9 protein-coding genes are annotated in these 13,256 nt (G+C 74.5%); all 9 read right to left on the reverse strand.

The window, feature by feature from the left end; genetic code table 11:
• Positions 1 to 96: 96 nt before the first annotated feature.
• Positions 97 to 801, reverse strand: coding sequence for a hypothetical protein (locus tag JN535_RS20250; RefSeq protein ID WP_205207601.1), 705 nt, complete (start codon positions 799 to 801; stop codon positions 97 to 99).
• On the reverse strand, positions 798 to 2,609 hold the full coding sequence (locus JN535_RS20255; RefSeq protein ID WP_205207602.1) for a serine/threonine-protein kinase: 1,812 nt from the start codon (positions 2,607 to 2,609) through the stop codon (positions 798 to 800). The genes JN535_RS20250 and JN535_RS20255 overlap by 4 nt, the downstream gene beginning before the upstream one ends.
• On the reverse strand, positions 2,606 to 4,282 hold the full coding sequence (locus JN535_RS20260) for an FHA domain-containing protein (RefSeq protein WP_205207603.1): 1,677 nt from the start codon (positions 4,280 to 4,282) through the stop codon (positions 2,606 to 2,608). Before JN535_RS20260 ends, JN535_RS20255 begins: the two co-directional genes overlap by 4 nt.
• A complete protein-coding gene (locus tag JN535_RS20265; protein WP_205207604.1) occupies positions 4,279 to 5,136 on the reverse strand; it encodes a PP2C family protein-serine/threonine phosphatase in 858 nt (285 codons plus the stop codon). Before JN535_RS20265 ends, JN535_RS20260 begins: the two co-directional genes overlap by 4 nt.
• Positions 5,133 to 6,752: an RDD family protein gene (locus JN535_RS20270; protein ID WP_205207605.1), complete on the reverse strand. Its 1,620-nt coding sequence runs from the start codon at positions 6,750 to 6,752 to the stop codon at positions 5,133 to 5,135. The genes JN535_RS20265 and JN535_RS20270 overlap by 4 nt, the downstream gene beginning before the upstream one ends.
• Complete coding sequence (locus JN535_RS20275) at positions 6,749 to 9,250, reverse strand: transglutaminase-like domain-containing protein (protein ID WP_205207606.1); 2,502 nt, start codon at positions 9,248 to 9,250, stop codon at positions 6,749 to 6,751. The genes JN535_RS20270 and JN535_RS20275 overlap by 4 nt, the downstream gene beginning before the upstream one ends.
• The gene (locus JN535_RS20280; RefSeq protein ID WP_205207607.1) at positions 9,250 to 10,587 is read right to left on the reverse strand and encodes a DUF58 domain-containing protein; all 1,338 of its coding nucleotides are present in this window, start codon (positions 10,585 to 10,587) and stop codon (positions 9,250 to 9,252) included. Before JN535_RS20280 ends, JN535_RS20275 begins: the two co-directional genes overlap by 1 nt.
• 97 nt (positions 10,588 to 10,684) lie before the next feature.
• A complete protein-coding gene (locus tag JN535_RS20285) occupies positions 10,685 to 11,659 on the reverse strand; it encodes an AAA family ATPase (RefSeq protein ID WP_205207608.1) in 975 nt (324 codons plus the stop codon).
• A gap of 48 nt (positions 11,660 to 11,707) precedes the next feature.
• Positions 11,708 to 13,256: fibronectin type III domain-containing protein (locus tag JN535_RS20290; RefSeq protein WP_205207609.1), on the reverse strand; the 1,549-nt coding region annotated here is incomplete at its 5' end.

The raw sequence follows: 13,256 nt of genomic DNA on the forward strand, positions 1-13,256 counted from the left end.
GGACGGGCAGGGCCCCGGCGCCGACGGGCTGACGGCGGTGCCGAGGGCGCGACCGGTCGGGGCGCGCGTCGAGCGCGCCCGTCACGGCCGGCACCGTCAGCCGCCGTCGTCGGTGAGGTCGAGCAGGGGCAGGTCGGCCGAGGTCACGAGGCGTGACGCCACGGCGTACTCGACAAGGCGCGCGCGACGGTTCGTCGCGAGCGCTCCGGGGCCGCCGCGCAGGCCCTTGACGCCGATCCGGTCGAGCTTGTCGCACACGTTGTCGAGCTTGCGGTTGAAGCGCGTCGTCGCCCAGCCCAGCCGGGCCGCGGCCGCGGCCGACGACGGGATCTCCGACAGGCCCGTGCCGTCGCGGCGCAGCATCGGCTCCGCCAGCGCCACGATGAGCTGCTTCTGGCTCGTGGTGAAGGTGATCATGCCGATCGTCGTCGCGCCGCCCGACTCCGTGTCCTCGGAGCGGATCTCCTGGTACGGGGCGCCGTGGAGCTGCGCGGTGAGCTCGTAGGTGGTCGGCCCGGCCGTGAAGACGATCGACGTCGTCGGGAAGACGATCGGAAGGCGGTTGCCCGGCGAGAGCCAGGACTGGACCCCGCCTCCCGAGTCGCACACCGTCGCCGAGATGAGCGACCCGACGTTGGCGAGCCACCAGATGCCGCCCTCGTGGGTGATGCGCAGGAACCGCCGGTGCAGGTACGGGTTGTCCTCGATCGCGAGGTCGCCGTCCCGCCCGATGTCGAAGGGGTCCCCGTCCGCGGACGGACGGAACCACTCCCCGCAGAACTCGACCGCGAGCTCGCTCACGCCGCCTCCCCCGTCACGCAGGCCTTCTGGGGCGCCGCAGAGAACTTGCCGTCGCGGTCCACGATCACCTCGATGCAGACCTTCTCGCCCGGCTTCGCCCGGAGCTCGACGGTGGTCTCGTCGAAGGCGTCCTTGTACGGCGAGTCCTCGAGCGGGTCGAGCTTCTTCCAGGCGAACGTGTCGCCCTCCTGCGCCTTGTCCGAGTCGTACGCCCACGTGAACGTCGCGACCTCGCGCGCCGGGTCGTACGTGCCGACGAGGTCGTTCACCGGCGGGACGAGGTCGCCGAGGTTGTCCGACGGCACGAAGTCGTCGTCCGTGGCAGCCGTCTCCTCGCCGCCGGCCGTGGTGTCCTGGTCGTCCGGGGCCGTCGCGTCCGGCCGGAGCAGGAAGAACCCGCCGACCGCGACCACCACCCCGAGCACGCCGGCGAGCGTCGCCCACAGCGCGCCACGGCCCGTCCGCTCCTCGACCGGCTCGGCGGACGCGGAGCCCTCGTCGGGCCCGGTGGTCCGGTGGACCGTGTCCTCGACCGGCGGCTGGCCCCAGGCGCCCGGGCGGCGCGCGCCCGGGTACATGCGCGAGGGGTCCGTGAGCTCGGCCACCGGCGCGTGCACGCCCGGCCCGACGGCGGACGTCGGCGTGGTGCCGGACGTGTGCGCGGGCGCACCCTGGTGCCAGGCCGCGGGCGCGTAGGGCTGCTGCGGGGAGCGCGGGTCCGGCTGCTGCGGTGGGGCGGGCTGTCCGGGCGCGACGGTCTGACCCGGCCACGGGGTGCCCTGCTGCCCGGGCCGCAGCGGTGTGGTCGGCTGGGTAGGCCGGCTCGGCGCGACGGGCCCCGACGACGTCCCGCCGGGTCCCGACGGGTCGATCGACACGACCTGGCGCAGGCGGGTCCCGGCGTCGTCGTCGGGCTCCTCCTCCTGGACGTGACCCGTGTCGTCGAGCAGGTCGATCGGCGTGACCGCGTACGACAGCTCGTTCTGCACCTGCTGGAGGGCTCGCGCGAACGCGAGGACCGTCGGGTAGCGCGACCCCGGGTTCTTCGCCATCGCGGTCGCGAGCACGCGCTCGAGCGACGCGGGCACGTCCGTGCGGCCCGTCGGGGGCAGCGGCGAGGTCTCGATGCGCGAGATGAGGTTGGCGCTCGAGTTCGAGCCGCCGGGCACCTCGAACGGTGTCCGCCCCGCAAGGAGCGTGTACGTGGTCGCGGCGAGCGCCCACACGTCCGTCGCGATGCCGCTGCGCGGCGGCTCGGCGAACGACTCGGGGGGCGACCACGGGATCGACATGCCCTCGGCGCGCGCGGCGTCGTCGACGGTGGACGAGATGCCGAAGTCCGTGAGCGCGGGATGACCGTACTCGGTCACCAGGATGTTCGCGGGCTTGATGTCGCGGTGCAGGATCCCGGCCCGGTGCGCCGTCTCCACCGCGCCCGCGATCTGGACCGCGATGCGCAGCGCCTCGGCGACCGAGAGCCGCTCGGTGCGGTACCGCGCGCCCAGGTTGGGACGCGAGCAGTACTCCATGGCGAGGTACGGGCGCCCGTCGTCGGCGATGTCCGCCTCGTACATCGTGACGATCGACGGGTGCGTCGAGAGCGTGGCCATGAGGTCGGCCTCGGCGTCGAACGCCGCCCGCTGCGAGTGGCTCGACCACTCGTGCAGCAGCACCTTCACCGCGACGCGGCGGCGGGGACGCTGCTGCTGGTAGAGGAAGACGTCGGAGAACCCGCCCGAGCCGATCAGCGAGACGTACTCGAAGCCCTTGATCTCCGGTGGTGGGGACGGCGCGCGCTTGGTGCTCACCGGATCCCCTCGAACACGAGGGTCACGCCGTCGCCGAGGTCGGCGACGTCACCGTCGACGACCAGGACCGGCTCCGACGGGTGGAGCCGCCGCGGCGGCTGCCCCGCGCGCAGGAGCGTGGTCCCGTTGGTCGTCGCCATGTCGCTCACGAGCACGTGCCACCCCTCGAGGGTGATCTCGAGGTGCGAGCGCGAGATGTCCTGCTGCGGGCTGGGCACGGTCACCAGACGGGGCAGCTCGGCCGCCTGCGACCGGGGCGTGCGCGGGCGCCTGCCCACGACGACGGGACGGTCGAGCTCGACCGTCTGCCCCGTGGAGACGAGGACCCGCCCGAGCGGCGGACGGATCGCGAGCTCGGCGTCGCCCTCGAGCGCCCCGCCGCAGACCGCGCACGCGTCCCGCGACGGCGGGTTCGCGTGCCCCTGCGCGCACGTGCGCGCGAGGATCTGCTGCTGGCCGGGCCCGGGCGGAGCGCTGAACGACGGCGGAGGCGGCACCGGAGCCGCGGCACCGGCGTCCTGCGCGGCCGCACGCAGGTCCGCGATGGCGGACGAGTGCACCGTGTGGCCGTCGTGGTCGAGCCCGGAGGCCTGGTCGCTCTCCGCCGCCTGCTGCTCACCCTCCGGGTCGACGACCGTCGCGGCGCGGTGCGCGGCCGCGGGCGTCGCGCCGGTCCACTCCCGCGGGATGCCGGCGATGAGGCCGTCGCCAGCCGGGGCGGGCGGCGCCGGGGTCGCCGGCTCGTCCGCGGCGGTGGCCGACGGCGCGGGCGGGGCGACCGGGGCGGGCGGCGCGGGCTCGTCGTGCTCCTCGTCGTCCTCCGTGCGTACCGCGGCGTCCTCCACGGTCCGCAGGATGGTCGATCCCCACAGGTGGGCGTAGTCGTCGTCGGCGTCGTCCGCGGACCCGGCGGCGGACGGTTCGTCGAGCGCCGTCTCGGGCTCCTCGACGGGCGCCTGCGGACCCGGGGCGTGGTGCTCCGGCTCGGGCGCGATCGTCTCCTCCGGGAGCCGGAGCGTCGCGCCGAGCGCGCCGAGCGGGGCCGCCGCGGGCGCCGCGACCGCCGGGTCGACGACCACCGGGTCGACGGCCGTGTCCGAGGACGGACGGTCCACGGGGGCGACGTCGACGGACGGCGGGACCCCGCCGTCGTCCACGGAGCCCTCGGCGGCCGGCCGGGCCGGACGTTCGGCGAGGGGCCACGCGACGGCCCCGGCCAGCACGACGCCCGAGACGAGCGGGAGGGTCGCGGCGTCCCCGAGCAGGGGCTCGCCCACCGGCGACTCGTCGAGCGGGCCCACGAGACCGGCATCGGCGCTCACGAGCAGCTCGACGACGTCGTCCAGGACACGCTCGGACCAGGTCGTGACGCCCTCGCCCTCGACGCGCACGCGCTCGCCGCCGTCGAGCTCCAGGGTCACCGTGACGCGGCCGCGCGCGGCGACGTGGACGCGGCGGTCCGCGACCACCGCGACCACGAACGGGGGCACCGTCCGCAGGCTCGAGCCGAAGGCGCCGGTGAGGACCTGGAGGACCTCGACGACCCCCGCGTCGGTGCCGAGCTGGTCCCAGACCTGCTCGACGAGCGAGGCATCCACCGGCCCCGGCAGCACGACGACCGTGCCGCCTCGCACGACGGCGCGTGCGGTTCCCGTGACATAGCGCAGCGTCACGTCAGACCCCCGATCTGCAGACGAACATCCCTGGGCAGCGTGTCCTCGTCGACGTCCGGACCCGGCGCTCCGGCCTGGTCGCGCGGAGTCGTGCTCCCGCCGCTCGTGTCGTCGGACACGCCCGTCGCATCGACGACGACGACTGTGATGTTATCCCGCCCGCCGGCCGCGATGGCTTCGTGGACGAGGCGCTCGGCGGCTGCCTGGGGGTCGGGCGTCGACAGCAGCACCTCGGCGATCCGCTCGTCCGCGAGCTCGCCCGTCAGACCGTCCGAGCAGACGAGGACGCGGTCGTGCCGCTCGATCGGGAGGTACCAGAAGTCGACCTGCGGGGCGTTGCGCGAGCCGAGCGCACGCGTGACGACGTGCCGCCGCGGGTGCGTGAGGGCCTCCGCGGGCGTCAGCAGCCCGGCGTCGACCATCTCCTGGACCTCCGAGTGGTCGACGCTCACCTGCTCGAGGTGGCCGCCGGCGAGGTGGTAGGTGCGCGAGTCGCCCACGTTGACGACGAGCCAGTACGGGTTCCCGTCCTGCTCGGAGACCACGACGCCGGTGACGGTGGTGCCCGCCCCGCGCCCGGGCTCGGTGACGATCGCCTGCACGTTCTCCTGCGCGACGGCGATCCGGTCGCGGACCTCCTCCGGCGTGACGACGTCGAGGTCCGCCAGGGGCCGGAGCGCCTCGACGGCCGTCGCGCTCGCGACCTCGCCCGCCTCGTGCCCGCCCATGCCGTCGGCGACGAAGAACACGGAGCGCGAGACGAGGAACCGGTCCTCGTTGAGGAGCCGGCGGGCGCCGCGGTGCGAGGCCGCGCCCCAGGCGAGGTGGACCTCGGCCGGCAGCTCGGTCGTCATGCGGCACCGGCGTGGACGACGATGCGGCGGTCCCCGACGTGGATCGTCGCACCGACCGGGACGCGCACGCGCGTCCCCGGCTCGGCGACGCGCGGCGGGGCCCCCGGCACCGAGACGACCGTGCCGTTGGTGGAGCCACGGTCGACGAGCCACAGGCCGCTCGGGTCCGCCCGGAGCTCGGCGTGGGTCTTGGAGACCGATCGCGTCGGGTCGTCGACCGCGACGAGGTTCCACGGCCCGTCGTCGGGCGCCTGCGGGTTGCGGCCGAGCAGCGTCGGACGGTCGACCACGCGACGCTCCCCCGACTCGAGCTCGAGGACGACCGACACGTCGGGAGCGGGGTCCATCGCGCGGACGTCGCGGGCGGTCATGCGCGTGCTGTCCCACTCCGCCTCGGCCGGCTCGGGCGCCGGCGCGGCGTGCGACACCGCGGGCGGGGGCGCCGCCGGTACGGGCGCTGCGGGTACCGGTGCTGCAGGCGCGGGCGCCGCGGGCGCCGCGGCAGGAGTCGGGTCGCCCCCGACACCGGGGACGCCCGTGATGAGACCGTCGCTCGTCGGCGCCGGCGTCGACGACGGGAAGGCCCAGGGGTCCGGGACGGGCGTGGCCGACGCCGGGACCGACGGGGCCGGCGCCGCCGGAGCGGGCGGGGCGAACGCGCCCTGGGCGGAGGGGACGGCCGCCGCGGGGGCCTGGCCGACCGGGCCGGACGGGTAGGGCGCGTACCCGGACTGGGCGGACGAGGGGGCGTACCCCTGCCGGGGAGGCGGCGGATACCCGTCGGCCGGGCCGTGGACGCCGTCGCCGGGCGCGCCGGCCACGAGCGAGGCGACCCCCTCGTACCCCGACAACGCGGGGCCGACACCGCGCACGTCGAGCACGAGCGACCGCCCGGCCTTGTCGTGCCAGCCCTGCGACCGGCCCGACGAGTCGAAGCCCGGGCTGAGCAGGACCACGAGGATCCCGCCCGCCGGCACGACCCCGACGATGATCCAGCGCAGCGCCGCCCGACCGAAGCCGATCGGCTCGCGCGTCGCCGCGTCGACCGTGCGGATGCCGGTGAGGAGGTTGCCGAGCGTCTTGCCCGTCGACCCCTCCCAGAACCACACGCCGACCCACCACGCGAGGGCCAGGACGCCGGCGACGACGTAGACGACGAGCATCTTGCCGATCAGCGCGGCCGCCTCGTCCTGCGTCACGACCTGGACGCTGCCGAGCGGTGCCCCGACCATCGCGAGCCCCGCGACGACGACCACGAGCGCGACGAGGCCCGGGACGGCGACGTCGACCACGTAGGCGAGGAAGCGTCGGCCTCGCCCGGCGAAGGGGGCGGAGGCGAACGACGACGACGGCACCGGTACGGGTCGGCCGAAGGCCTTCTGCGTCGCGGCGTACACCTCGGGCTCGGTCGTGGTGTCCGGCGCCGAGTGCGGGGCCGCCGCGTAGGGCAGGTCCGACCCCGCGCGCGCGGCGACGGCCTGGACGCTGCCGACCGGGCCTGCGGCGGGCTCGGCGACCGGGCGCCCCGTCCGGGGGAACGGCTGCCCGCACACCGCGCAGAACGCGGACCCCGAGGACTGCGCGGACCCGCAGGCGGCGCACGTCACGTCGCTCATGACTCGTCTCCCTGTCGTCTCGTCGGCTCCGACGACGACCCTGCCGTCGGGGGCACGGCGTCACCCTTCGTGCCCGCGCGGCGGCCGGGCAGCCACCGGCGCAGGCCCGAGGAACCGGAGGCCGCGCGCACCGACCGCAACGAGAGCGCGGCACGGACGCGGGCGCGACGGTTCACGGAGGAGCGTAGCCCCCCGACGACGGAGTCCACGTCCGCCCAGAAGGCCTCGATCTCCTCCTCGGTCGGCTCGCCCTGCCCGAAGACGGTCGCGTCGGCCCGGTGCGCGAGCGGGATCGTCGCCGTCGCACCGTAGGCCTGGGAGAGGAGACCGGCCCCCTCGCGCCGTGTGGCACCGGCTGGGACGGGCGTCCCGAGGTCCGTCGCGGTGTCGAGGACCTCGCGCCAACCACCGCTCACCCGGTCCACGGGACGTGCCGCCGCACGACGTCGGGCCCGGCGGCGCGCCTTGTAGGCGAGCACGAGGATCACGGGCAGGGCGAGGAGCGCCAGGGGCACGACCACGGCGACCGCGACGAGGGCCGCCTGGCCCCAGTCGAAGCCGTCGCTCTCGGCCTTCTCCTTCTCCTCGTCGTCGACCTTCCCCGCCTCGGCCTCGGCAGGCTCCTCCGGCGGCTCAGGATCCTCGAGGATCGGAGGCTTGGGCACCTGGAGGCTCTTGGGCTCGGGCTGGATCTTGTTGTCCTCGTCGGGGATCGCCGTGATCGGCACCCACCCGTAGCCGACGAAGGGCACCTCCGCCCACGCGTGCACGTCGGCCCCGGTCGCCGTGAACGGCTCGCCCGGCTCGAGCGGGTTCTTCTCCTCGTCGGGGTAGAAGCCCATGACGACGCGCGCCGGGATGCCGGCCTGGTTGGCCATCAGGGCGAGCGCGACGGCGAACTGCTCGTCGTCGCCCACCATCTCGTCGTCCGCGAGGAGCGTGTCGATGCGCTCCGCCGAGTGGCCCGGCCGCGACGGCGGCTGGGTGTCGAGCCCGCTCGAGAAGACACCGCTCGCCACGAGTCCGTCGCGGAGCGCGTAGAGCTGGTCGACGGGCTCGGTCTCCTCCCCCATGAACTGCGCCGCCTTGCCCGCGAGCGACGCGGGCAACGCGTCCTTGGGCGGGGCGGGGACCTCGATCGACTGGTCGATCGCGCCCGCCCGCAGGTCCTCCTCGGTGGGCTCGGCCGTGACGAGCGTGTCGAGCGTGTACGAGTCGCCGGGTCGCAGCCCGGCGGTCGTCAGCGCGGTCCCCGTGGTCGAGTTGTAGTACGTCGTCTCACCGAGCTCGCGCGCGCGGTCACCCGTGTAGGTGATGCCCTCCAGCGCGCCGACGTCGGGCACCCACACGCCGGTGTAGTCCCCGACCTGCACGTCGACGCGCGTCGGCGTCCCGGACGCGACCGTGGCGATCTCCTCGCCCGCGCGCGTGTAGACGCCCGAGCCGGGCAGCCCGCTGGAGACGTCGTAGACGACGCCGTTGTACGTGTCGAGGCCGGCGAGGCGGACCTTGGCGCCCGCCGGGAGCCCCCGCACGGTGAACAGCTCGTCCTCGCGCATGTCCTTGGCGTACTTGCGGAACGCCGTGAGCGGGCTCACGTACTCGTGCAGGTCGAGCGGGGGCACGACCGTCTCGCGCAGCACGGTGCGCGGCTCGTCAGGGAGCAGCACCGGCGCGACGAACACCGCCGCCACGCCGCCGACGACCAGCATCGCGGCCCCCGTGCGCACGCGGTGCCACCAGAGCCGCCGCGTCGCGGCCCTGCTCGCCTCGGTCGTGATCTGGTGCGCGCCGAGCCGGGAGGCGGTGACCCGCCACCCGGCCCACAGCAGCCCCACGCCGCCGACGACGAGACCCTGCGCCACCGGGAACGCTGCGATGACGGTCCCGAGGAGGATGACCCCGACGAACGCGACCACGACGGGGACGAGCGCCCACGCGGCGCGGCGCGCGCGCCACGCGATCGTCCCCGCGAGGAGCGCGGTGGCGAGCATGAGGAGGTACGGGACCACCGCGAGCTCCGGGAAGGAGTGCAACGGCGGGACGGTGGTGACGAACTCCTTCCAGCCCGTGACGCCGCCGCGGAGCAGGTCGGTGATCGTCTGGAGCGACGGGACGACCCCACCGATCGCGTCGGCCGGGAGCGCGAGCGCGCCGCCGAGGAGCAGGTACGCGACGACCGCGACCACGAGGACCGTGGCGGCCGACCACCGGCGCCAGGCCCCGAGCCAGGCGACCAGGAGCCCGACGACGGCGCCGCCGGCGGCCGGGACGAGGTACCCGGTCGAGCCCCACACGGGTCCGAACCCGACCGCGACCGCGCCGAGGACGAGGACGAGCGCGAGCGCGTCGACGGCGCCGAGCGCGGTGAGGGCACGCGGCGTGTCCGCGCCGCGCAGGCGGGTCGTGTTGCGCTGCGACGTCCCGGAGGACGGGCCCGGCGTGCCCCCCGGGGTGGCGCGGCGCGAGCCGCGCGTCGTGGTGCTGGGAGCGCTCATCAGTCGTTCAGCCTCCGCAGGGCGAGGGGGAGCTCGCCGAGCTCGCCGATGGTGAGGACGACGAGCTCCGCGATCGCGTGCCTGCTGAGCGACGCCCCGGGCACGCACTGGATCGCCATGACGCGGACGTCCTGCGGCAGCCGCGCGGACGCCGCGCGGAGCTCGGTCGGCGTGACCTTGCTGCCGACGATGAACGCCACGACGGACGCGTCGCTGATCGTCAGGCCCGCGACGCGCGCGACGTCGACGAGCGACGTGCGCTGCGCGCGCGTCTCGACGCGCGCGAGGTCGTCGAGGAGGCGGGTGCGGTGGTCGCCACGCAGGTTGCCGTCGTTGACGAGGACGGTGACGCCCCGGTCCTCCTTGATCGCCTGGAGACCGAGCGACCCGCACGCGCTCACGGCGAGCTCGAACTCGTCGTCGTGCGCGTAGTCCTCCGCACGCGTGGAGAGGAGGACGGCGAGGTGCGACCGACGCGTCTCCTCGAACTGGCGGACCATGAGCTGCCCGGTGCGGGCCGTCGTCTTCCAGTGGATGTGCCGGCGGTCGTCCCCCGGGACGTAGTCGCGCAGCGCGTGGAACGAGACGTCCGAGTTGGAGATGTCCGTCGTGACGCGGCCCTCGAGGTCCTTGAGGAACCCGGTGGACGAGCCCGAGAGGTTCTTCACGCGGGGGTGGACGAAGAGCTCCTCGGGCTCGGTCCAGACGACCTCGCGGCGCAGCAGGCCGAGCGGGTCGGCACGCACCGAGCGGACGGGCCCCACGGAGATCACCGAGCGCCGGTGCGTCGGCACCGTGAAGATCTCCTCGTGGCTCGCCTGGGGGCGCAGGCGCGGGACGGGGAACGTCGCCATGCCCTGCCCGACCGGAAGCTCCATGACCGACGGGAGCAGGGGCCGCCCCGAGTCGTTGCGCACGTCGAGCCGTCCGACCGCACGGTCGCCGACCGTGACGCGCTGCTGCGCGAGGTCGAGCACGACGGCGTAGCGGAAGCGGCCCAGCACGAACGCGACCGCGGCGAGCAGCGACACCGTGAGCAGGACCGCCACCACCAGGAGCTCGAGCCACGAGAAGGCCAGACCGGCCCACCAGGCTCCGACCGTGACGACGAGCGCCGCCCAGCCGAAGGGGCTGACGGCCGAGGTCACGGGCTCGACGGCCCGCGCCGCCGGCGCCAGGGCTCGACCGACGGGCGCACCGACGCGGGCGAGGGGCGCTGCGAGGGGTCGGAGCAGCCCGGCGAGGGCCGACGGCGCGGGTGGCGTGCCGGTCCTGCCGCTCGGGCTGCTCGAGCGGGTGCTCGGGCGGCCGGTCGAGGGGCCGTGTGAGGCGTTCATGCGGTGAGCTCTCGATCGGTACGGGGGATGACGGTGCGCCCGTCGGTGGGGCGAAAGGCGGTACGGGCGGGCGGCGCGGGGAGCGCCGCACGTCCGGTCAGGCGGTGCGTCGCTCCTGCGGGGCCGCGACGTCGGCGAGGAGCCGGCCGAGCACGGCCTCGTTCGTGGCGCCCGCGAACTCGGCCTCCGGGTCGAGGACGAGGCGGTGCGCCCAGGCCGGCTGCGCGAGCTCCTTGATGTCGTCCGGCAGCACGTAGTTGCGCCCGTGGGCCGCGGCCCAGACCTTTGCGCACCGCACGAGCGCGAGCGAGCCACGGACGGAGACGCCGACCCGGACCTCGGGGGCGTTGCGCGTCTCCTCCGCGAGCCGGGACACGTACTCGAGCACCGCGCCGTCGACGTGGACCCGCGACGCGAGCTCGGCCATCTCCGTCACGGCCTGCGTCGTGATGAGCGGCTGGAGCGTCTTGCTGCGGTCACGCACGGCGGCGCCCGAGAGGATCTCGACCGTCGACGCGTGGTCGGGGTACCCGATGGAGGCCTTCATGAGGAAGCGGTCGAGCTGGGCCTCGGGGAGCCGGTAGGTGCCGGCCTGCTCGATCGGGTTCTGCGTCGCGATGACCATGAACGGGCGCCCGACGTCGTGGCCGACGCCGTCGACCGTGACCCGGCCCTCCTCCATGACCTCGAGGAGCGCGGACTGCGTCTTGGGCGACGCGCGGTTGATCTCGTCGGCCAGGACGATCGAGGCGAAGATCGGGCCCTGGTGGAACTCGAACTTCCCGGTCTTCTGGTCGTAGATCGTCACGCCGGTGACGTCCGACGGGAGCAGGTCGGGCGTGAACTGGATGCGGTTGTTCGTGCCCTGGACGCTCGCCGCGAGGGCACGGGCGAGCGACGTCTTGCCGGTGCCCGGCGCGTCCTCGAGGAGGATGTGGCCCTCGGAGAGCATGCAGGTCAGGGTCAGGCGCACCACGTGCGCCTTGCCCAGGACGGCCTGCCCGACGTTGCCGACGAGCCGGTCGAAGGTCTGAGCGAACCAGGTGGCCTGCTCGGGGGTCATGGTGGTCATTCGTCGCTTTCCGTTCGCTGTGCTGGAAGGGCTCGGGGGGACGAGCCGCTAGTACCAGGTCATGGAGTTGGTGTTCCCGATGGTCGTGTCGATGCGGACCGCCGAGCCCGGCTGACCCCACACGCACTGCTGGCCGCCGGAGTAGTTGCCGTTGCCGTCGGTCCGCAGCGCGCGCCCCTGCGCGTCGTAGCTGTAGTTGCCCGAGCCGATCCGCGACCCGCCGCCGTAGCAGGTCACCCGGAACGACGTGTTCGCTGGGCCGTCCTTGATGGTGAGGTAGAGCTCGGCGCACGAGCTGTGCCCGCACTCCCCGGGCCACTTGCCGTCGGGCAGCTTGTGGTTGCTGCCCTTGCTCACGGTGAACACCGGCTCGGGCTTCTTGTCGGAGGTCGCCGAGCGGCAGGTCTCCTTCGCCGCGCCCTCCGTGGGCGTGACCGTGACGCAGATCTCGCGCGTCTCCGAGTACCCGACGCTCAGGGTGCCCGAGCCCGACTTCGCGCTGGACCTCACCGCGCCGCGCACCGACACGGTGTAGTCGCGCCCGTTGTCCGAGGTCGACCAGCTGTAGGAGATGGTCCGATCGCCACCGGACATGGACACGTCGGGCGCGGGGATGGGCCCGTACGGCGACTCCGAGTTGGCCGTCGACGCCGCCCCGGCCTCGCGTGCCCCGTCGACGTCCGCGACCGCGCGCACCTTGATCGAGTACGGCTTGCCGTTCGTGAGGTCGCCGACCACCTTGTCGCCGCCGAGCGGCTTCCAGCCGCTCCCGGCGTCGTACTGGTAGGAGATCTCCTCCGACCGGACGCCGTTGCCGGATGCCGCACCGAACGACAGCTGGATCTGACCGTTCGTCCCGTTCGCGTCGGCGCTGAGGTTCGACACCGTGCCCGGGGTCGCGAACGCCCGAACGGGATCGGACGCCGGCGAGAACTCCGCGTCGCCGAACTTGTCGGTGGCCTTGTTGTGCGCCTTGACGCGGAACGTGTAGCCCGTGGTGTCGGCGGGCACGCCGAGTGTTGCCGACGTGGCGCCCCCGGCCGCGGTCGCCGTCTTGACCACGGAGCCGCCTCGCACCGCCTCGACGGTGTAGGAGCTGATCGCGGCACCGTTGTCGTCCGGCGCCGTCCACGAGACCTGCATCTGCGACGTGTCGCCGATGGAGGTGCGTTTCGCCGAGGGCTTCCCGGGCGCCGCGGGCTTGCCCGCGGGCGTCTCCGCCGCCGAGTACTCGCCCCAGTCCGAGGGGTCGGGGGCGAGGTTGTTCGCCCGGACGCGCACCTTGTACGCGACGCCGTTCTGCAGGCCGTCCCAGGTCACCGAGGTCCCGGTGAGCGCCGTCTTCTGCACGGCTCCGCCCGGTGGTGCCGGGGAGATCTCCAGGTCGACGGTCTCGATGGGCGAGCGGTCGGTGTAGGTCTTGTTGGTCCAGGTGACGGTGAGGGACTTGTCGCCGAACTCGAGGGTAGGTGCGGCGGGCGGGTCGGGCTTCTCGTCGGGGCGGGCCTCGGCCGAGGGCGGGGACGCGGGTCCGTCGCCGACGGCGTTGGTCGCGTAGACGGTGAAGGTGTACTTCACGTTGTTGGTCAGGCCGTCG

The organism is Cellulosimicrobium cellulans, assembly GCF_016921195.1.
GTDB lineage: Bacteria > Actinomycetota > Actinomycetes > Actinomycetales > Cellulomonadaceae > Cellulosimicrobium > Cellulosimicrobium cellulans_F.

Coding starts and splice junctions, on each gene's coding strand:
- JN535_RS20265 (WP_205207604.1), bottom strand. CDS start 5,136: ATGACGACCGAGCTGCCGGCCGAGGTCCACCTCGCCTGGGGCGCGGCC.
- JN535_RS20270 (WP_205207605.1), bottom strand. CDS start 6,752: ATGAGCGACGTGACGTGCGCCGCCTGCGGGTCCGCGCAGTCCTCGGGG.
- JN535_RS20275 (WP_205207606.1), bottom strand. CDS start 9,250: ATGAGCGCTCCCAGCACCACGACGCGCGGCTCGCGCCGCGCCACCCCG.
- JN535_RS20280 (WP_205207607.1), bottom strand. CDS start 10,587: ATGAACGCCTCACACGGCCCCTCGACCGGCCGCCCGAGCACCCGCTCG.
- JN535_RS20285 (WP_205207608.1), bottom strand. CDS start 11,659: ATGACCACCATGACCCCCGAGCAGGCCACCTGGTTCGCTCAGACCTTC.